The sequence below is a fragment of the Bartonella sp. TT110JLCBS genome (assembly GCF_042193405.1).
Taxonomy (GTDB): Bacteria; Pseudomonadota; Alphaproteobacteria; order Rhizobiales; family Rhizobiaceae; genus Bartonella.
Map to the genome: position 1 here is coordinate 56837 of NZ_JBHILT010000011.1, position 21935 is coordinate 78771.

The 21935-nt window shown below is 38.6% G+C and carries 14 protein-coding genes, 1 tRNA gene and 1 pseudogene; 2 read left to right on the forward strand and 14 right to left on the reverse strand.

Annotation, left to right across the window (positions count from 1 at the left end):
* Nucleotides 1–3: 3 nt before the first annotated feature.
* Entirely contained in the window at nt 4–2355 is a 2352-nt protein-coding gene (gene clpA, locus ACFILW_RS05975; protein WP_375623665.1) for an ATP-dependent Clp protease ATP-binding subunit ClpA, read from the reverse strand.
* 6 nt (nt 2356–2361) lie between these two features.
* On the reverse strand, nt 2362–2733 hold the full coding sequence (gene clpS / locus ACFILW_RS05980; protein WP_375623667.1) for an ATP-dependent Clp protease adapter ClpS: 372 nt from the start codon (nt 2731–2733) through the stop codon (nt 2362–2364).
* Nucleotides 2734–2969: 236 nt separating this feature from the next.
* Here clpS and ACFILW_RS05985 point away from each other — a divergent pair, with 236 nt between their 5' ends.
* Both ACFILW_RS05985 and ACFILW_RS05990 read left to right on the forward strand, forming a co-directional pair.
* Nucleotides 2970–4319 (forward strand): D-alanyl-D-alanine carboxypeptidase, encoded by a 1350-nt coding sequence (locus ACFILW_RS05985; RefSeq protein WP_375685342.1) that lies wholly within the window; start codon nt 2970–2972, stop codon nt 4317–4319.
* A 32-nt stretch (nt 4320–4351) separates the two neighbouring features.
* Nucleotides 4352–4630 carry a hypothetical protein gene (locus ACFILW_RS05990; protein WP_375612117.1) on the forward strand — a complete coding sequence of 93 codons (279 nt, stop codon included), beginning with the start codon at nt 4352–4354 and terminating at the stop codon, nt 4628–4630.
* A 1137-nt stretch (nt 4631–5767) separates the two neighbouring features.
* On the opposite strand, the gene ACFILW_RS05995 is transcribed toward ACFILW_RS05990, so the two are convergent.
* The 12 genes and pseudogenes from ACFILW_RS05995 to ACFILW_RS06050 all read right to left on the reverse strand — a co-directional run.
* Complete coding sequence (locus ACFILW_RS05995) at nt 5768–7159, reverse strand: L-serine ammonia-lyase (RefSeq protein WP_375685343.1); 1392 nt, start codon at nt 7157–7159, stop codon at nt 5768–5770.
* 340 nt (nt 7160–7499) lie between these two features.
* The gene (locus tag ACFILW_RS06000) at nt 7500–8189 is read right to left on the reverse strand and encodes a nitroreductase (protein ID WP_375685345.1); all 690 of its coding nucleotides are present in this window, start codon (nt 8187–8189) and stop codon (nt 7500–7502) included.
* A 1131-nt stretch (nt 8190–9320) separates the two neighbouring features.
* Nucleotides 9321–13532, reverse strand: a complete 4212-nt coding sequence (rpoC, locus tag ACFILW_RS06005) for a DNA-directed RNA polymerase subunit beta' (protein WP_375623675.1) — start codon at nt 13530–13532, stop codon at nt 9321–9323.
* A 172-nt stretch (nt 13533–13704) separates the two neighbouring features.
* A complete protein-coding gene (rpoB, locus tag ACFILW_RS06010; RefSeq protein ID WP_375685344.1) occupies nt 13705–17853 on the reverse strand; it encodes a DNA-directed RNA polymerase subunit beta in 4149 nt (1382 codons plus the stop codon).
* A 290-nt stretch (nt 17854–18143) separates the two neighbouring features.
* A complete protein-coding gene (rplL, locus tag ACFILW_RS06015) occupies nt 18144–18515 on the reverse strand; it encodes a 50S ribosomal protein L7/L12 (RefSeq protein ID WP_012755028.1) in 372 nt (123 codons plus the stop codon).
* A gap of 101 nt (nt 18516–18616) precedes the next feature.
* On the reverse strand, nt 18617–19135 hold the full coding sequence (gene rplJ / locus ACFILW_RS06020; protein ID WP_012755027.1) for a 50S ribosomal protein L10: 519 nt from the start codon (nt 19133–19135) through the stop codon (nt 18617–18619).
* Nucleotides 19136–19493: 358 nt separating this feature from the next.
* Nucleotides 19494–20198, reverse strand: coding sequence for a 50S ribosomal protein L1 (gene rplA, locus ACFILW_RS06025; RefSeq protein WP_375613460.1), 705 nt, complete (start codon nt 20196–20198; stop codon nt 19494–19496).
* A 4-nt stretch (nt 20199–20202) separates the two neighbouring features.
* The gene (gene rplK, locus ACFILW_RS06030; protein WP_375616770.1) at nt 20203–20631 is read right to left on the reverse strand and encodes a 50S ribosomal protein L11; all 429 of its coding nucleotides are present in this window, start codon (nt 20629–20631) and stop codon (nt 20203–20205) included.
* Between the two features lie 149 nt (nt 20632–20780).
* Nucleotides 20781–21311: a transcription termination/antitermination protein NusG gene (gene nusG, locus ACFILW_RS06035; RefSeq protein ID WP_005773664.1), complete on the reverse strand. Its 531-nt coding sequence runs from the start codon at nt 21309–21311 to the stop codon at nt 20781–20783.
* A gap of 20 nt (nt 21312–21331) precedes the next feature.
* Nucleotides 21332–21544, reverse strand: a complete 213-nt coding sequence (gene secE, locus ACFILW_RS06040; protein ID WP_273790652.1) for a preprotein translocase subunit SecE — start codon at nt 21542–21544, stop codon at nt 21332–21334.
* Nucleotides 21545–21749: 205 nt separating this feature from the next.
* A tRNA-Trp gene (locus ACFILW_RS06045) sits at nt 21750–21825 on the reverse strand.
* A gap of 47 nt (nt 21826–21872) precedes the next feature.
* Nucleotides 21873–21935 (reverse strand): annotated as a pseudogene (locus ACFILW_RS06050) (elongation factor Tu); the annotation flags it as partial.

A 21935-nucleotide genomic window follows, 5' to 3' on the forward strand; every position in this document is an offset into this window, starting at 1 on the left:
CTCTTAAGTTGTTGTGCTTTTTTTTCCTACACGCTTTTTTGTAAAATTTTCTATTTTACTTTTCTTTGAACTTACAGATATATCGGAAGATGAAATTTCTAAGTGTAAGCTTTCTTTTTTGCCATTTGATTTTTGTGTCAATACGCGAACGGTACCACCATTGCGTAACTTTCCAAATAAAATTTCATCAGCTAATGGCTTTTTAATATATTCTTGTATAACGCGCCCTAATGGGCGTGCTCCCATCTGAGAATCATATCCTTTATTGGAAAGCCATAAAGTTGCAGAAGGGCTTAATTCAAAACAAATTCCCCGATCAGCTAATTGTGCTTCAAGCTGAAAAATAAATTTTTGCACTATCTGATTGATGATTAAATGAGATAAAGGTGCAAATGGAATAATTGCATCTAACCGATTACGAAATTCTGGTGTAAAGAACCGATTGATTGCTTCTATATCCTCACCATCACGATGCACTTTCCCAAATCCAATAGCTGATTTTGCCATATCTGAAGCACCAGCATTGGTTGTCATAATCAAAATAACATTGCGGAAATCAATTTTCTTACCATTATGGTCTGTTAATCTACCATAATCCATTACCTGCAATAAAATATTAAATAACTCTGGATGCGCTTTCTCAATCTCATCTAGCAATAGAACTGCGTGAGGTTTCTGATCAACAGCATCTGTAAGGAGACCTCCTTGATCAAACCCTATATAACCTGGAGGAGCTCCGATTAAACGTGCTACCGTATGTCGTTCCATATATTCTGACATATCAAAGCGCAATAATTCAATGCCTAAAGATGATGCAAGCTGCTTTGCAACTTCAGTTTTTCCTACACCTGTTGGCCCTGAAAATAAATAACTTCCTATTGGTTTATCCGGTTCGCGTAAACCTGCTCGCGCCAATTTTATGGATGAAACTAAGACGGATATTGCCTGATCTTGACCATAAACAACATGTTTGAGTTCTCTTTCAAGCTTACTCAGTATCTTCTGATCATTCCGAGAAACTGTTTTTGGTGGAATTCTTGCAATTGTAGCAACAGTCGCTTCAATTTCTTTAACACCTATACTCTTCTTGCGTTGTTTTTGTGGCAAAAGCTTTTGCGCTGCGCCACTTTCATCAATAATATCAATTGCTTTGTCAGGTAACTTACGGTCAATTATATAACGTGAAGATAATTCTACAGATGCCTTCATCGCCTGATCTGTATATTTAATCTGATGAAAATCTTCAAAGTAAGGCTTCATCCCCTGCAAAATCTTAATCGCATCTGTAACAGAAGGTTCATTAATATCAATCTTCTGAAAACGACGCTCTAAAGCACGATCTTGTTCAAAGAATTTGCGATATTCTCTGTAAGTCGTCGAACCAATACATCGCATAGTTCCAGAAGATAATACAGGTTTCAAAAGATTTGCTGCATCCATATTTCCCCCTAATGTCGCTCCTGCTCCAATTAAGGTATGAATTTCATCAATAAATAAAATAGCATCTGGATACAGCTCAAACTCTTTAATAACTTGCTTTAAGCGTTCTTCAAAATCACCGCGATAACGTGTACCTGCAACAAGTCCCCCCATATCAAGAGAAAATATTGTTGCATTTGATAAAACTTCAGGTACTTGCCCATCAACAATGCGCTTTGCCAGTCCCTCAATTATAGCGGTTTTCCCTACTCCAGGATCACCAACCAAAAGCGGATTGTTTTTTGACCTTCGACATAAAATCTGAATCATGCGTGAAATTTCTATTTCACGGCCAATTAATAAATCAATTTTTCCATTACGTGCTTTACAATTGAGATCAACACAATAATTCGTTAAAGCACTTGTTCCTCTTTCACCATTATCCGAAATCTGCTGATCTAATTGTTCTTCAAGTCCTTCAAGTAACATGGATAATCCATCATCACGCGTGACACCCTGTGAAATAAAACGTACAGCATCATAGCGTGTCATTCCCATCTCTTGAAGAAAATATGCTGCATGGCTTTCACGTTCAGAAAAAATTGCAACAAGAACATTTGCTCCCGATACTTCATCTTTTCCAGCTGATTGTGCATGAATCACCGCACGTTGGATAACACGCTGGAAAAAAGCTGTAGGCTTTGTATCTTCATCAGCTCTAATCTGTTCATCTAACTCTGAGCAAAGATAATTGGTTAAACGCTCTCGTAATTCCTCCACATCTACTTGGCAAGCCTGAATAACGGAATTTGCATCGGCATCATCTAACAGCGCAAGGAGAAGATGCTCTAATGTTGCATATTCATGCCGTGCTTGAGTGGCAATTGTTAATGCACGATGCAAAACCTCTTCAAGACTAGGTGTAAAAGATGGCATAGCTCCTCACTTCCATTCCATTACACATTGTAACGGATGTTCATTTTGACGCGCACATTCCCTCACTTGTAATATTTTCATTTCAGCGACTTCATAAGTATAAGTTCCACATTCTCCTATCCCATTGTGATGAACATTTAACATTATCCGCGTTGCCTCTTCGAAACTTTTTTTAAAAAAGTTCTTCAAAACGAAAACAACAAAATCCATAGGTGTGTAATCATCATTAAGCAAAAAAACTCGACATAATTTAGGTTTTTCGAGTTTTTCTCTAGCCTTAGGTATTATAACCGCACCATGCCTACCTTCATCCCAATTTTTGCCCTTTTCATTATGCATAATATGAGGTATGGAGTTTATTATAAGCGTCTGTTCCATTATCATTTTCCATGCTGCACATTATTTTATTAATTTTAAATTCTTTCATAACTATTGCAATACCTATTTGTATTAGAAAAAAATTTTCCCTCTATGGTTAGACTTCAATCACTCGCTCATAAAATAACTTCTGTAAACAAATTAGTAATACCATTCGTCTAAAATACATCAACAAATTACAGAAAAGGAAGCTTTATAGAAGTTTTTAGGATAAATGGAGAAATAGGATACTGCAAGTGTATATTAATTATCAAAAAATTATGCGCTACTGTAAAACAATAGCAATTTCTTTTGTTATGTTAGCTTTTTCTTACTGTTGGGCATCAGCCACGCCTCAAGGGGCCTATCCTGATAAGTATGCGGCTATTGTTATAGATGCTACTACGGGAAAAACTCTATTTCAAGCCAATGCAACACTGAAACGTTATCCTGCTTCTTTAACAAAAATGATGACATTGTACCTCCTCTTTGAAGCTATGCAGATGCGTCGTGTGACACCAAACACACCAATTCCTGTTTCTCATTATGCAGCAATGCGTCCACCGACAAAAATTGGGTTTAAAGCAGGCCAAACAATTTCTGCTGAAGCAGCAGCTAAAGCACTCATTACAAGATCTGCAAATGATGTTGCTGCTGCCATTGCAGAATATCTTGGAGGTAGTGAAAAAAAATTCGCTCAAATGATGACAGCAAAAGCTCGTAAACTTGGCATGAAACATACACATTTTGCAAATGCTTCAGGACTTCCGGATGTGCGCAATTATTCTACAGCACGAGATATAGCGACTTTGTCATTAGCTTTACGTAAACATTTTCCAAAACAATATAAATTGTTCAAAACAAAAAGTTTTAATTTTCGTGGACATACGATTAACAGCCACAATAAACTCGTAAAAATAATGAAAGGTGTCGATGGAATTAAAACAGGATACACACAAATGTCAGGTTCTAATTTAGCAACTTCGATGCGTCTTGAGGGGCGCTCTATTGTCGCTGTTGTTATGGGAGGCAAATCATCTACTGCACGTGACGAACATATGGCTAGCTTATTGAATCAATATTTGCCCCAAGCAAGCCAAATGAAAAGTGGTGAAAGTTTAATAGCTTCTGTACGTTATCACTTACCCACTGGTGCCAATACTCCGATACCAACCATTAAAGATGATTCAAGTAATTTTGACGATGGAATTTCGACTATGTTGACAGCATTTGCAGAACAACCTAAAAACTCCAATATCGCAATAACGGCTGTAAATAAGGTAATTATACCAATACCGAACCCTCAAAAAACTACACCGGTTGAGACTCATAAAATTGTAACAGCCTCTTTGTCCGAAAATGCTGGATGGGCTATCCAAATTGGTTCTCTTCCTAGTGAAGAACAAGCAAAAACTCTACTTTTAAAAGCAAAAAATACAGCTTTTTCCATTTTAAAGCACGCATCTTCACATATGCAACTGTTTGAAAAAAATGGGCAGCGTTATTACCGAGCGCGCTTTACAGGGTTTCAATCAAAAAAAGCTGCATTTGATGCTTGTTCTACATTAAAGAAAGCAAATTTTAACTGCTATACTGTAGCCTACTAAAAGTTTTTGAATTCTGCATTAAGGATAGTATTATGACAGATAATGCTTTTGCTTCATTCCATAAAAAAGAAGTTTTATTGAAGCAATCATCCCTCCTTTCATTGCGTTCTCTTCACGATGCTGCCGCAAAACTTACTGGTTTAAAATATAATTCGACTGCATTAGATACACAATCTCTTGTTAATCTTCTCATTTGCCAAACAATGCGCAACCGTCGTCTCATAATGCCTCCTGTACGCATTCATTTACGCGTTGCGAGCCAAACTGGTAATGTACCTATTAAAATCCGTCTAGGAGCAACAAATATTTAATTCTACAGACGATCTCTAAAAAATTATTTTATTATTAACCATTATCTACAGCCTTAGAAAATTCTTTGATAGACATACTTCATTATTAAGTTGTAGGAATTGTTCTGATGTTTTTTTCAACTATCCCTAGAGATCTTCAAGCTTCCAATCAAACCATTTTTTAGGACACAAAAAATACCAAATATTTTTTACATTTTGATTTAATATCAAAAATTATCCTTGATATTTTTCCATAAAAAATGAGAATAGGTTCATTAAATGAAAGCTTATCACTTTAGAGATTATTGTAAAAATTCAATAAAGAAAATTCCCCTTAAATAACGCATCAATTCATCCTACAACATAAACGCTGTACAAATTCCTAAGCTTTTTGAACTCCAATACGCAAAGCAATTTTAAAATATAAATACTATCGGTGAAAAAAACATAAAAAAGCCTTTTATAAAGAGTCTTAAGTCCCAAGAGTTTTTGTCTATAATATTGAGAGCTGACAAAAGAATGATAGTGCTCGTTTTGCTCCCTTTATAAATAAAGATGTTCATGCTCGATAGCATTTTATATCATTCATAGAGACTTTACATTATACTATTTATATGTACCATTGTGAAATAGATTTCAGATTAAGAGATGTTTCTTTTCAAGATATTTTTTTTCATCATACCAGATGTCCAAAAGATCTTCACTTCTAAAAAATTAAAATCTTTAAAACTCTCTCGTACCTCATCATAATCATTTAGATTTAAAACAAATTTTCCTTGGATACTCAGATATAATCTTCCATTACTTAAAAGATATTTCTATGTAAGCTTTTAAAGTTCTCATAAAACCTAGTAAAAAATAATGGCAAATTGATCATTAATTTTTCCTGACGCTTGTTTATTTTTTCCAAAGTAGACTTGCTTTTCCATTTCAGAGACAAATCAAACATATATAGGTAATACTCTTTCTCCAACCTTGCACGCAAATACTATGACTCGTTAAGAAAGCACTGAACTTGTCTTAAATTTATCTCAAGTATGCTGCTGAATTAAATTTGAATTTTGATTTATAAGGAACAAAAGAACACAAGCTTATCAGAAAAATAATACGATTCCTCTCCAAATAATCCAGTTATGGATTGAAAAAATGTTCCAGCTCTTAACAAGATATCGCATTAACTGCGAGTCCACCTTTACTTGTTTCCTTATAGCGTTCACTCATATCATGACCAGTCTGGCGCATTGTTTCTATACAAGCATCAAGAGAAACAAAGTGATTTCCATTACCATATAATGCAAGAGAAGAAGCGGTTACCGCTTTAACAGCCCCCATTGCATTACGCTCAATACAAGGAACTTGTACAAGACCTGCAACAGGATCACACGTCATTCCCAAGTGATGTTCAAGCGCAATTTCTGCCGCATTTTCAATTTGAGCTGGTGTTCCACCTAACGCTGCAGTCAACCCTGCTGCGGCCATTGAAGATGCCGTTCCAACTTCACCTTGACATCCAACTTCTGCACCGGAAATAGAGGCATTATGTTTGATAACACCGCCAATAGCTGCTGCTGTTAATAGAAAATTATGTATTCCCTCTCGATCTGAGCCATCATTAAACTGAAGATAGTAACGCAAAACAGCTGGGACAACACCAGCTGCGCCATTTGTTGGTGCTGTAACAACACGACCACCTGCTGCATTTTCCTCATTGACTGCTATAGCATATACCGAAAGCCAATCATTTGCCCAAAGTGGATAATTGTAATTTTTCTTTTGTTTTTCCAAAAGCGTTTCATGCAGCTTTTTAGCGCGCCTTAGAACACGCAATCCACCAGGCAACTCACCTTCTTGTGAAAGACCTCTATCAATGCAATTTGTCATCGCTGAAAAAATTTCATCAAGCCCTACATCAAGAGAAGAACGCTCTATCTTTGTTTCTTCATTTAAGCGCTTCATTTCAGCAATTGAAAGTCCTGATTTTTCTGCCATTGATAACATTGTACAAGCAGAATCGAATGGATATGGTACCTCAAATGCTTCTGGTTGTATATTATCATTCATATGGCTTAATTCATCCTCAGTTACAACAAAGCCACCACCAATAGAATAATAAATCTGCCGCAAAAGAACATTCCCATCAGTATCAAGCCCTTCAAATGCGAGTCCATTCGTATGTCCAGGGAGGATTTCCTTTCGTTCAAAAATAAGATCACGTTGCACATCAAACTGATAAGCGGGATGACCTTCTGGTTGCACTTTTTTTTCACGTATAACTTTTTCTAACAAAAACCCCATGCTATCAGGATCAACAGTAGAAGCTTTTTCTCCTAAAAGTCCTAATATGATAGCTCTATCTGTTGCATGACCAATACCCGTGAAAGCTAAAGAACCATAAAGATAAACACGTATACGAGAAACTTGAACATCAGACGACTGAGAAAAATCCCCTATCTTTTGCAAAAACATATTAGCAGCAGTCATTGGTCCCATCGTATGTGAGCTAGAAGGACCAATCCCAATTTTAAAAAGTTCAAAAACAGATAGAAACACGTATCACCTTAAACTATAGTACAGCTTGAGCATATATGCTTTTTCATAACGTTTCTTCCGCTTAAAATCAAATTGCGAGATAAACTAAAAAAATGACAACAATAAACACGAATGTCGCTCGTCTTGCTACCACCCAACACTTTCTTTCTATAGTGTTTTCCATTAGCCAACCTTTAAAACGAACAATGCCCCTAGAGTCACCACTCCCAATGCTCCAAACGTAGTAAAATAAGTGTTAATATGCAATATTAAAATTCAATAAGGATGAGAAATCTTATCGGAAATATTTTTCATAATGCACTAAGTTCTTCAAAACATATGCTTAATTGTATAAAATATTTTATGGGTATGTTTCAATGAAACGTACAAATTTTTCTAACGATTCTCGTTCTGTCTCAAAATTGTTTTCTGGAGCACTCATATCGCGATAACCAAGTGCCATACCACAGATAATATGGCGATCAGAAGGAATAGATAAAAGCGTACGAATCTGTTTATGATAATCAGCAAAAGCAGCTTGAGGACAGGTATCTAATCCAAATCCACGTGCAGCTAACATAATGGTCTGCATAAACATACCCAAATCAAGCCAACTCCCCATTTCCATGTCGTGATCCATTGTAAATAAGAGTCCTACAGGTGCATCAAAAAATAAAAAATTTCGCGCTTTTTGATGAAGTATTTTTTCTTCATCTCCTTTTTGAATTCCAAGACTCTGATAAAGATCCAAACCAACTTTTCGACGCCTTGAAATATAAGGCTCACGCCACTGACGTGGATAATAACTATATTCACGCTCTCCTTTTACACCTGAAAGCACAAGTTGTGAAAGCTCTTGCCCTACTTTCTGTAATACACTTCCTGTAAGCACAATCACTTGCCATGGCTGAATATTTGTTCCAGATGGTGCTCGTGCTGCAAGTTTTAAGATTTCTTTGATTGTTTCCAAACGAACTGGCTGATCAGTAAAAGCGCGAATTGACTTTCGTGACAAAATAGATTGAAAAACACTCATAGGAGAAACTGTCATTGTTTTTACTTTCTTTATGAAAAATAGTTTTTTCTTATCAAGGATAATATACTGCGAAAATACCTTTGCAGCTTTTTCAAACACTCTATTTCTTTAAATGACTGACACATTTCACGCAGTGTTAAACATTCCCCTTAGAGATAGTATAACCTATCTCTTTTAAGAGAAAGAAAATTGTCTAAAAGAAGACAAAATAAATTTTATAATCAATGACTAACTCCCAACTCCGCTAAGCTCTCAAAAAAACTCTCCTCAATTCGTTCTAAATTCTGTAGAAGATCATCAACATCATGCTGCACCTGCTTTAAATCAGCTCGTTTTTATGAATTTTTGCAATTAATTTCTTAAGCTTTTTCTCATCATCAGGTGGGTTTCCAACCATTGTCAACATATCAGATATTTCAGACAACAAAAATTTAACTCTTTTAGCACACAGGATTTGTTTTAATTTATGACGATCCGTTTGAGCATAAAGCCGTGTACTCCGACACCGAAAAGGGATAAGAAGCCCCTCTTCTTCATAGCAAAGTTCGAGCTGTTATTGAAAACTCACGTGTTAATTTTCCAATTGAATAATATTCGTACATTTTATCATTCTGTCTGCATAGATCACATTGTTATAAAAAATATGTCTATTTTTTATAAAACTTAGTGAGCACCTTAATCTCTACTTTCCTGCATTCTAATTTATAAGAAAATACATTCTTATCATACAAGCATTATATAGTAGAGAATCAATTATTTTTTAGATTATAGAAAAGACTCTTGATCTTTCATTATAAGTCCTTTTAATTTTTTATAGAAGATATCAATCAAAAATTTTCCTACAATTTAAAATCAATCTTATTTGATTTGTAGATAATCAACTCTTTTCCTTGAATATGACTTTTGAGTTTCACATATTTTGGAAAAATTCTATACTGCTTTTAGAAATTAAGAAACTTTAAAATAAAGTAACAAAAAAGATAAGCATCATTACAAAACAATAAGGCTACTAAAGACGTTTAAAATAACTGTCACCTTATAATTTTTAATATTTTTAAGAAAATATGCAATTTCTGCATTTCAAGATAAAAAACGTCTGAACTTTCTATTCAGACGTTTTTTATATTATGTAATGTTGTATTTAAATTATTCAGCAACTGCCCCAGTTGTCATATTTGTCAACATAGCCTTAGCCACTTCGTTATTACTAGACTTACGCTGCTCATCTACAATCAAATCATCACGAACTGCAGCAATACGACGGATTTGAGAAATCGTACCACCCGTACCTGCTGGAATAAGACGACCGACAATAACGTTCTCTTTAAGTCCTTGCAAAGTATCAATTTTACCAGAAACTGCTGCTTCAGTAAGAACACGTGTTGTTTCCTGAAACGATGCCGCCGAAATGAAAGAAGGCGTTTGAAGAGAAGCTTTTGTAATTCCAAGAAGAATGGGATTACCAGATGCGGGTTTCTTCCCTTCTGCAATCAAATTATCATTGATTTCATCAAGTTCAATACGATCAACATTATCACCTGGAATATAACCAGAATCTCCAGATTCAGTAATTTCAACTTTTTGCAACATTTGACGAACAATCACTTCAATGTGCTTGTCATTAATAAGAACCCCTTGCAAACGATAAACCTCCTGAATCTCATTAACAAGGTAAGATGCCAAAGCTTCAACACCCTTAATCGCCAAGATATCATGAGGTGCTGGATTCCCATCAAGAATATAATCCCCCTTTTCAATTTGATCGCCTTCTTGAAAGTGAAACAGCTTACCTTTTGGAATCAAATATTCTACTGCCTCAAGAGTCTCATCATTTGGTTCAATAATAATACGACGTTTATTCTTATAACCACGGCCAAACCGAATTGTACCACTTACTTCAGCAATAATCGCATGATCCTTTGGACGACGTGCTTCAAAAAGCTCAGCCACACGAGGCAAACCACCCGTAATATCTTTCGTCTTGGCACTTTCCATTGGTAAACGAGCAATAACATCACCCGCCTTAACATGAGCACCAAGCTCAACAGAAAGAATAGTCTCCGCTGACATCATATAACGGGCTTCACCTCCTTTATACAATTTAGCAATGGATTCACCTTCTTTATCTGTGTGAATAATAATAGCTGGTTTAAGATCCGCACCACGTGGATTAGCGCGCCAATCAATCACCAAACGCTTCGTAATACCCGTAGATTCATCAGCTGTTTCAGTGACAGATAAACCATCAATCATATCTTCAAAACCTACATAACCTTCAACTTCCGTTAAAATTGGACGTGTATAAGGATCCCATTCTGCTATACGTTGGCCACGTTTAACCACATCACCATCATCAACAAAAATATGAGCACCATAGCTAACACGATGTACAACGCGCTCTTTTCCTAACTCATCCTTGATAAGGATAGCCATATTACGCCCCATAACAACCAATTGGCCCTCAGAGTTACGAACCACATTACGATTACGAATCTCCACCTTACCTTCATAAGATGCCTCTAAATACGATGAATCAACAACCTGCGCAGTTCCTCCTAAGTGGAAAGTACGCATAGTAAGCTGTGTTCCCGGCTCACCAATGGATTGAGCAGCAATAACACCAACGGCTTCTCCCTGATTAACAGGTGTTCCACGCGCCAAATCACGACCATAGCATTTTGCACAAACACCAAGACGTGTTTCACATGTTAAAGCAGAACGAATTTGAACAGATTGAATTCCAGCTGCTTCAATCTTCGCAACATCAGCTTCCTCAATCATTGCCCCACCTTCAAGGATAACCTCTCCAGAGACAGGATGTAGAATATCAACAAGGGCTGTACGACCAAGAATTCTTTGCCCAAGGGAGGCAACAATTTGTCCTGCATCAACAATGGGCTGCATGGTAAGCCCTTTTGCTGTACCACAATCAACTGCTGAAATAATAGCATCCTGTGCAACATCAACAAGACGCCGTGTGAGATAACCAGAGTTAGCAGTTTTTAACGCAGTATCAGCGAGTCCTTTACGTGCACCATGCGTGGAATTGAAGTATTCATTAACAGTTAGACCTTCTTTAAAATTTGAAATAATGGGGGTTTCAATAATTTCACCCGATGGTTTTGCCATTAATCCACGCATACCAGCCAATTGTCTCATCTGGTTAGCAGAACCACGTGCACCAGAGTGCGACATCATATAGATCGAATTCATTGGCCGTTGACGACCTGTTTTAGGATCAAAATCGACGGCCTGAATACGTTTCATCATTTCATCCGCAACGCGATCTGTACATTTACCCCAAGCATCTACAACCTTATTGTATTTTTCACCTTGTGTAATCAAACCATCATTATATTGCTGTTCATACTCCTTAGCCAAAGCTTCTGTTTCTGCAACTAAACGCGACTTACTATCAGGAATAACCATATCATCCTTACCGAATGAAATTCCTGCACGACAAGCATAAGAAAAGCCAAGTTGCATAATACGGTCACAAAAAATAACTGTCTCTTTTTGTCCACAGTGCCGATAAACATGGTCAATCATTTTAGAAATATTCTTTTTCGTCATTTCTTGATTGACAATATCAAAGGAAATATCCGGACTTCTTGGCAAAAGCTCACCGATAATCAAACGACCAGGTGTCGTATCATAAAGTTTAGCAACTTCTTTCCCATCCTTACCGATATTCTTAACACGACCTTTAATCTTCGTATGAAGCGTTACAACCTTATTTTCTAGGGCATAATGAAGCTCACCTATATCAGAAAAAGCCATTCCCTCACCTGGTTCTTTTTCAGAAACAATCGAAAGATAGTAAAGACCAAGAACCATATCCTGTGAAGGAACAATAATTGGCGCCCCATTGGCTGGATGAAGAATATTATTGGTCGACATCATCAAAACACGGGCTTCAAGTTGAGCTTCAAGAGAAAGCGGAACATGAACCGCCATCTGATCACCATCAAAATCCGCATTAAAAGCAGTACACACCAATGGATGTAGCTGTATAGCTTTTCCCTCAATCAAGATAGGCTCAAAAGCTTGAATTCCCAAACGGTGCAATGTTGGTGCACGATTGAGCAAAACAGGATGTTCACGAATAACCTCATCCAAGATATCCCAAACTTCTGGATGTTCCTTCTCAACAAGCTTTTTTGCTTGTTTTACAGTTGAGGAATATCCCTTCGCATCAAGCCGCGCATAAATAAAAGGCTTAAATAATTCAAGAGCCATTTTTTTGGGAAGACCACATTGATGCAATTTTAATTCAGGACCTGTCACGATCACAGAACGCCCCGAGTAATCAACACGCTTTCCAAGTAAGTTTTGACGGAAACGCCCTTGCTTACCTTTTAACATATCTGAAAGAGACTTTAATGGACGTTTATTGGCTCCAGTAATCACACGCCCACGCCGTCCATTATCAAATAATGCATCAACAGCTTCTTGCACCATACGCTTTTCATTGCGCACGATAATTCCAGGAGCACGCAATTCAATCAACCGTTTCAAGCGGTTATTACGATTGATAACACGTCGATAAAGATCATTCAAATCTGATGTCGCAAAACGCCCACCATCAAGTGGAACCAACGGACGCAAATCCGGCGGAATAACCGGAATTGTTTTCATAATCATCCACTCTGGCTTATTCCCAGATTCAAGAAAATTTTCAACAATCTTAAGTCGTTTAATTAATTTTTTCTGCTTTAACTCTGAAGTTGTGTCAGCTAATTCGAGACGCAAATCATTAGCGATTTTATCTAACTCCATACCAGCTAAAAGCTCGTAAATAGCTTCAGCGCCAATCATAGCCGTAAACTGATCTTCTCCAAATTCATCAATAGCAAGCATATATTCTTCTTCAGAAAGAAGCTGATGGAGCTTAAGAGATGTCAATCCTGGCTCGGTTACAATATAATTCTCAAAATAAAGAACCCGCTCAATATCTTTTAAAGTTAAATCTAAAAGTGTAGAAATACGACCTGGTAATGATTTAAGAAACCATATATGCGCAACAGGTGCCGCAAGTTCAATATGCCCCATACGCTCACGACGTACACGCGAAAGGGTAACCTCTACACCACATTTTTCACAAATAATGCCCTTATACTTCATGCGTTTATATTTGCCACATAGACATTCATAATCCTTAATAGGGCCAAATATACGTGCACAAAAAAGACCATCACGTTCTGGTTTAAACGTCCGATAATTAATCGTCTCAGGCTTCTTAATCTCACCATACGACCAGGACAAAATTTTCTCAGGACTCGCAATAGAAATACGAATAGAGTCAAATGTCTGCGCTGGTGCTTGAGGATTGAAAAGATTCATGACCTCGTGGTTCATGCTGTTCTCCTTCAAAGATTCTTAGAACCTGTTGTAATATCTCATTTATTTTATTACAGATCTTCTTTAAAAGACATTTACTTTTAAAAACGAACTGTATAGCCTTAATAAGGTTATTGAGCCTCTTAAAGTAATAAGAGCGCAGCCTTTTTCTAGTGCGCTCCTTGAATTATTATTCTGCCGTATCAGACAGTGCCCGCTGTGCAATAAGTTCACGCGCATCATCAAGCTCCACATTAAGAGCAAGTGAGCGCATTTCTTTCACCAACACATTAAAGCTTTCGGGTATCCCTGCCTCAAATGTATCATCACCACGCACAATTGCCTCATAGACTTTTGTTCGACCAGCCACATCATCTGATTTTACTGTTAGCATCTCCTGCAAAGTGTATGCAGCACCATAAGCTTCAAGTGCCCATACCTCCATTTCACCAAAACGCTGACCACCAAACTGTGCCTTACCTCCTAATGGCTGCTGCGTAACAAGTGAATAGGGACCTATAGACCGCGCATGAATCTTATCATCAACAAGGTGATGCAATTTCAACATGTAAATATATCCCACCGTTACTGGACGATCAAAAGGCTCCCCAGTACGACCATCATAAAGTGTAACCTGCCCAGAACTATCTAAGCCTGCGTCTTCCAGCATCATGTTAATATCAGACTCATGTGCTCCATCAAAAACAGGCGTTGCAATTGAAACACCTTTCTTCATCTGTAATGCCAATTTGTAAAGGCTTTCATTATCATACTGACGAACTGGTTCATTATGATTATCATCAGGCATAAGATTTTCAATACGCTGACGCAGCGGCAATATATCCCCAGTCTCTTGATACAACTCTAACAAATCACCAATCTTCTTGCCCATCCCCGCGCATGCCCAACCAAGGTGCGTCTCAAGAATTTGTCCAACGTTCATACGACTAGGCACACCAAGTGGATTCAAGACGATATCAGCATGAGTTCCATCTTCAAGAAATGGCATATCTTCTATAGGAAGAATACGTGAGACAACACCCTTATTCCCGTGCCGTCCCGCCATCTTATCACCTGGTTGGATTTTGCGCTTCACTGCCACAAAAACCTTCACCATTTTCATGACACCAGGAGGCATTTCATCACCTCTTTGGACCTTTTCAACTTTATCCATAAAGCGACGTTGTAATGCTTCTTTTGATTCATCATATTGCTTGCGTAAAGCTTCAATTTCATTTTGAAGCTTTTCATCCTCAATAGCAAATTGCCACCACTGCGATCGTGGATATTGCCCCATTACCGTACCATCAAGCTTTTTACTACCCGAAAAGCCCTTCGGACCTTCTACAGCAACTTTACCTGTTAACATATCGGTAAGACGCGCATAAACATTGCGATCAAGAATCGATTGTTCATCATCACGGTCTTTTGCTAAACGCTCAATTTCTTCACGCTCAATTGCCATCGCACGTTCATCTTTTTCCACGCCATGGCGATTAAAAACGCGAACTTCAACAACAGTACCAAAAGTCCCAGGAGGCATACGCATAGAAGTATCACGAACATCGGATGCCTTTTCCCCAAAAATTGCACGCAGAAGCTTTTCTTCCGGCGTCATGGGACTTTCACCTTTCGGGGTAATCTTTCCAACTAAAATATCACCTGGTTGAACTTCAGCACCAATATAAATAATGCCAGCTTCATCAAGATTTCTTAACGCTTCTTCCGCAACATTAGGAATGTCGCGCGTAATTTCCTCAGGTCCAAGTTTTGTATCGCGTGCCGCAACTTCAAATTCCTCGATATGAATTGAAGTAAACACATCATCAGCAACAATGCGCTCGGATAACAAAATAGAATCTTCATAATTGTATCCATTCCAAGGCATAAAGGCTACGAGAACATTCCGCCCAAGAGCCAAATCACCAAGATCCGTGGATGGACCATCTGCAATGATATCACCTTTCTCTACCCTATCACCGACATGTACAAGAGGGCGCTGATTAATACAGGTGGACTGATTAGAACGCTGAAATTTCTGTAAGCGGTAAATATCAACGCCTGATTTTGAAGGATCTAAATCTTCCGTTGCACGGATAACAATACGAGTAGCATCGACTTGATCAACAACACCACTACGTTTTGCACTCACAGCAGCTCCTGAATCGCGCGCAACTATGGATTCCATTCCCGTCCCAACAAATGGCGCTTCAGCGCGTACAAGAGGAACTGCCTGACGCTGCATGTTCGATCCCATAAGCGCACGATTCGCATCATCATTTTCCAAAAACGGAATAAGCGCTGCTGCGACTGAGACCAACTGTTTGGGTGAAACATCCATCAAATCAACATGATCACGCGGCGCCATTAAAACTTCACCAGCATGACGACAAACAACAAACTCTTCTATAAAACGGCCTTCACTGTCTAACGAAGAATTAGCTTGAGCTACATAATGCTTTGCTTCTTCCATCGCTGAAAGATAAATAACTTCTTTTGTGACTTTACCATCAATAATTTTTCGATATGGGCTTTCAATAAAGCCATATTTATTAACCCGTGCAAATGTTGCTAAGGAGTTAATAAGACCAATATTGGGGCCTTCTGGTGTTTCAATCGGACAAATACGACCATAATGCGTAGGATGTACGTCACGGACTTCAAAACCCGCACGTTCACGAGTCAAACCACCTGGACCAAGAGCAGAAAGACGGCGCTTATGGGTAATTTCTGACAATGGATTGGTTTGATCCATAAACTGCGACAATTGTGAAGACCCAAAAAATTCACGGACTGCTGCTGCCGCAGGCTTTGCATTGATCAAATCCTGTGGCATAACTGTATCAATTTCAACCGATGACATACGCTCTTTTATCGCACGTTCCATACGAAGAAGACCAATGCGATATTGATTTTCCATCAACTCCCCGACGGAACGAACGCGACGGTTGCCAAGATTATCAATATCATCAATTTCACCACGTCCATCACGCAATTCAACCAACATCTTAACAACAGCAAGAATATCCTCTTGGCGTAAAATGCGAACTGTGTCTGGACAATCAAGATCCATACGTAAATTCATCTTAACACGCCCGACAGCTGAAAGATCATAACGCTCTGGATCAAAAAACAATGAATGGAACATTGCTTCTGCTGTATCGATTGTTGGAGGTTCACCTGGACGCATCACCCGGTAAATATCAAATAACGCATCCTGCCGACTTTCATTTTTATCCACCTTCAAAGTATTGCGGATGTAAGCGCCAATATTCATGTGATCAATATCAAGAATATTGACTTGATCAGCACTAACATCGAGCAGAACTTTTAATACTTTTTCGTCAATTTCATCACCAGCTTCAAGGTAGATTTCACCTGTTTCGTAATTGACGATATCTTCGGCTAGATAACAACCTAATAAATCATCTTCACTAACTTTAACCGCTTTAAGTCCTTTTTCTACCAAAGACTTCGCAGTACGAACTGTTAATTTTTTACCAGCCTCCGCAACGACTTCACCACTATCTGCATCTATAAGGTCAGAAATGAGCTTCATTCCTTTAAAGCGATCCACAGAATAAGGAACTCGCCATCCTTCTCCATCACGCTCATAAGTCACTTTATCATAAAACGTCGATAAAATATCCGACGCATCCATACCTAATGCCATCAAAAGACTAGTAACAGGAATCTTGCGCCGTCGATCAATACGCGCATAAATGATGTCCTTAGCATCAAACTCAATATCAAGCCAAGAACCACGATACGGAATAACACGAGCAGCAAAAAGAAGCTTTCCTGATGAATGGGACTTTCCTTTATCATGGTCAAAAAAGACACCAGGAGAACGATGCATCTGAGAAACAATAACACGCTCCGTACCATTAACAATAAAGGTACCATTCGTCGTCATTAAAGGCATATCGCCCATATAAACGCCTTGCTCTTTAATGTCTTTGATATCTTTGGAGCCAGTATCCTCATCAACATCAAAAACAATCAAACGCAATATGACCTTTAATGGGGCAGCATAAGTTAAATCACGTTGACGGCACTCTTCAACATCAAATTTTGGTAAATCAAATTCATAACCTACAAACTCAAGCATAGCTGTACCGGAAAAATCTGAAATAGGAAAAACCGATTTAAAAACAGCTTGCAAACCTTCATCTGGTCGCCCACCTTTCGGTTCCTCAACCATGAGAAATTGATCGTATGAGGCTTTTTGAACCTCAATAAGATTCGGCATTTCTGCTACTTCAGGAATCTTACCAAAAAATTTCCGTACGCGCTTACGACCATTGAATTGAGACATCATTGCGTGAGTCTGAGCCATCGTCGCTCCTTGATCTTTACTCTTCAAGGTAGACCAACCTTGAAAGCCTTATATCATTAACCTGCATATGCAGACCAGTTCACTTGACACTCAATAATGAGCATCATTAACTTTTCCCACCAACATAAGCCATTTATCTCTTTGACTCTATGATGAAGGGATGAGTAATCCAAAACTATCCCATTCCTGTTACGAAACCGTTTGGAAAAGGTTTTTTACTCATTCTTTTTCCTCTTTGTATTAAGAGAAAGAAAATCGGCGAACATAAATGCCCGCCGATAAAATTAAATTTACTTAAGTTCCACTTTAGCACCGGCAGCTTCAAGTTGAGACTTAATTTTCTCTGCCTCTTCTTTAGAAGCACCTTCTTTAATAGGCTTGGGTGCTCCTTCAACCAGATCTTTAGCTTCTTTAAGACCAAGTCCAGTAAGAGCACGAACTTCCTTAATAACATTAATTTTTTGTGCGCCACCTTCAACAAGAATAACATCAAATTCTGTTTTTTCTTCAGCAGCTGGAGCAGCAGCACCAGCAACAGCAGCGACAGCTACAGGAGCAGCAGCCGAAACTCCCCACTTTTCTTCAAGTAACTTAGAAAGCTCAGCGGCTTCCAAAAGGGTTAGATTAGAAAGGTCTTCTACGATCTTCTCTAGATCAGCCATTTTTAAATTCCTTCAATTAAAAGATTTGAACCATTATTAAATTTTATCCAAAAAAACAGAAAAGTATTAAAGCTCTTCCATAAACGTGAATACAAACAGCCTTAAGCCGCCTTATCCTCCTGAGCATATGCTCCAATGACACGTGCAACCTGACCAGCAGGGGCATTAACAACCTGTGCAATACGGGTCGCAGGGGTAGAAATCATCCCCACAAGTTTTGCACGCAACTCGTTTAATGAAGGCAATGAAGCCAATGACTTCACAGCATCTACAGTTAAACTTGTTGCACCCATTGAACCGCCAAGGATGACAAATTTGTCATTGCTTTTCGCAAAATCAACAGCAACTTTCGGTGCTGTGATTGGATCTTCTGAATAAGCAATAAGTGTTTGTCCAGTAAACAAACCCACTATCGATTCAGATTCCGTGCCCTGAAGAGCGATTTTAGCAAGACGGTTTTTGGCGACTTTAACGGCACCGCCAGCTTCACCCATTTTCGAACGCAGATCATTCATCTGTGAAACTGTCAGACCGGAATAATGTGCAACAACAACAGAACCAGACTTCCGAAAAGCCTCGTTAAGCCATGTAACAAATTCGCGTTTTTCCGCTCTATTCACTGTCTCTCTCCATTTAACAGATTTGCTTAAAACAAACCTGTAGGTTACCTTTGATAACATAAAATACTTCATGTCACCGATGAGGATCCTGTCCCCTTTTTCACGCACAGCGTTCAAAGGCAACCCTGGCTCAAACCCTTTAAGTCTTTTAACTCTCAGTTTTTACCCCAGTCTCATGCAGGTTTTTTTGATTAAGATACTTAAAAGCATCACCTACAATCTCGGACAGGATATTCCGGAATTTCTCCCGGTACAACCTAAGCCCTATAAAGCTTAGATAGCTAAATGCTGATCAAAACCAGCATTTTAAATACAATTTTGCTATTCCCATACCCCAAAACAAAATTATAAATCAGCTTTATACTAACTCTGAACGAACCGTTGCTGGATCAACTTTAACACCAATTCCCATAGTCGACGAAACAGCAACGCGCTTAATATATTCACCTTTTGCACCTTGCGGTTTGGCTTTAATAACTGCACTTGCAAAGGCTTTTATATTTTCTACGATTTTTTCAACACCAAAAGAAGCCTTACCAATACCAGCATGGACAATACCAGCTTTTTCCACACGAAACTCAACAGCACCACCTTTAGAAGCTTTGACAGCACCGGCGACATCAAGTGTTACAGTACCAACTTTCGGATTCGGCATCAAACTCCGTGGACCAAGAATCTTACCAAGACGACCAACGAGAGGCATCATGTCTGGCGTTGCAATACAACGATCAAAGTCTATAGTCCCTCTATTAACGCTTTCAAATAAATCTTCGGCACCCACAATATCAGCTCCTGCTGCCTTAGCTTCCTCAGCTTTATCTCCACGGGCAAAAACGGCAACACGAATATTTCGACCTGTTCCATTAGGCAAATGAGCAACACCTCGAACCATTTGATCAGCATGACGAGGATCAACACCCAAGTTCATTGAAATTTCGATTGTTTCATCAAACTTAGCAACTGCACGCTCCTTAACCATTGAAACGGCATCTTTTAAAGCGTAAAGTTCATTAAAATCAATATCTTTTCGGATATTTTTTATTCTTTTTGCTACTTTTGCCATAATATTAGCCCACCACTTCCAAGCCCATCGAGCGAGCAGAACCTTCAACCATACGCATTGCTGCCTCAATATCATTTGCATTAAGATCTTTCATCTTTGATTCTGCAATCGAACGAATCTTATCGCGAGAAATGCTTCCTACAGAAACTTTACCAGGCTCTTTTGAACCAGATTTTAGTTTTGCTTCCTTCTTTAAAAAGAACGATACAGGAGGCGTCTTGAGAGAAAATGTGAAAGACTTATCTTGATAATACGTAATAACAACTGGAATCGGCGCTCCCTTTTCCATTTCTTGTGTCGCTGCATTAAACGCCTTACAAAATTCCATGATATTAATACCACGCTGCCCAAGAGCTGGACCAATCGGTGGAGATGGAGTAGCAGCTCCTGCAGGAACCTGCAACTTAAGCTGACCTATACTTTTTTTTGCCATAACAATCTGCCTTCAATTTCACTGGTATACGGACAATTCACCTTGCCTGTTACCCGCTGCAGTCACGTGGTTCGGATCATTAAGCCGACAAAAGCTATAAATCACCTCCCACTCCTTCCTTAAAGTAATTAAAACTACTCTAAGTTTAATCAGAGTTTTTCAACCTGACCAAATTCCAAATCAACAGGCGTAGGACGCCCAAAAATAAGCACTTCAACTTTAAGACGAGAGCGCTCTTCTTCAACCTCTTGAACAATTCCATTAAACGAAACAAAAGGACCATCAGCAACGCGAACTTGCTCTCCAACCTCAAACAATACAGAAGACTTTGGAGACTCAACCCCCTCCTGAACTTGTTTGAGAATTTGCTCAACCTCTCGATCAGAAATGGGAACAGGACGTGCATCCGACCCTAAAAAACCTGTCACTTTAGGCGTATTCTTAATAAGATGATAAACTTCATCTGTTAACTCAGCACGAACAAGAACATAACCAGGAAAAAACTTTCGCTCAGTATCAACCTTGCGTCCACGACGAACCTCTACAACACGCTCTGTTGGAACAAAAATCTTTTCAAAAAGATGATCAAGCCCCTTTTGCTTTGCCTCCTTATCAATAGCTTCCGCTACTTTCTTTTCAAAATTTGAATATGCCTGAACAATATACCAACGAGCTGCCACAGTCACACTTCCTTACATTCTCAACTAAAAAGATATTTCAGAAGATCAATAACCCGCCAAACACCAAAATGCATAACCTGATCCACAATAAAAAAGAAAGCTGAAGCCAATGCAGTTACCAACAAAACCATAATAGTAGAAATAACCGTCTCACGACGTGTAGGCCATTTCACTTTAATTGTTTCTGCATAAACCTGCTTCAAAAAGGTAATCGGATTGGTTTTAGATGCCATCGTCACACTATACTCTCTCTAGTCCTATTGTGTTTTATAGAACAAAATAAACAGGAAAAAAATGCAAAAGCCAACTTTAAGACTTATGCAATTTCCTTACTTTCTATTCAATACCGTTTCACACACAAAAAAACAAGCCCCATATCAAAAAAAGCGAAAAAGGCAGCAAAATCCACTCCCTTATATGTAAAATTCCACCCCCATTTGGCAGGGGCAGCAGGACTTGAACCCGCGACCTGCGGTTTTGGAGACCGCCGCTCTACCAACTGAGCTATACCCCTAACTCTCAAAACTAAAAAACTTCTAACTTCCCTTCAACAAGCATTATTTATTCAATGATCTTAGAGACGATACCGGCACCAACAGTACGACCACCTTCACGAATAGCAAA

Bases quoted from the DNA above. Each gene is read 5' to 3' on its own strand.
- rpoC (WP_375623675.1), bottom strand. From the start codon at position 13,532: ATGAACCACGAGGTCATGAATCTTTTCAATCCTCAAGCACCAGCGCAG.
- rplL (WP_012755028.1), bottom strand. From the start codon at position 18,515: ATGGCTGATCTAGAGAAGATCGTAGAAGACCTTTCTAATCTAACCCTT.
- clpA (WP_375623665.1), bottom strand. From the start codon at position 2,355: ATGCCATCTTTTACACCTAGTCTTGAAGAGGTTTTGCATCGTGCATTA.
- secE (WP_273790652.1), bottom strand. From the start codon at position 21,544: ATGGCATCTAAAACCAATCCGATTACCTTTTTGAAGCAGGTTTATGCA.
- rplA (WP_375613460.1), bottom strand. From the start codon at position 20,198: ATGGCAAAAGTAGCAAAAAGAATAAAAAATATCCGAAAAGATATTGAT.
- clpS (WP_375623667.1), bottom strand. From the start codon at position 2,733: ATGGAACAGACGCTTATAATAAACTCCATACCTCATATTATGCATAAT.
- ACFILW_RS05990 (WP_375612117.1), top strand. From the start codon at position 4,352: ATGACAGATAATGCTTTTGCTTCATTCCATAAAAAAGAAGTTTTATTG.
- ACFILW_RS06000 (WP_375685345.1), bottom strand. From the start codon at position 8,189: ATGACAGTTTCTCCTATGAGTGTTTTTCAATCTATTTTGTCACGAAAG.
- rpoB (WP_375685344.1), bottom strand. From the start codon at position 17,853: ATGGCTCAGACTCACGCAATGATGTCTCAATTCAATGGTCGTAAGCGC.
- rplK (WP_375616770.1), bottom strand. From the start codon at position 20,631: ATGGCAAAAAAAAGTATAGGTCAGCTTAAGTTGCAGGTTCCTGCAGGA.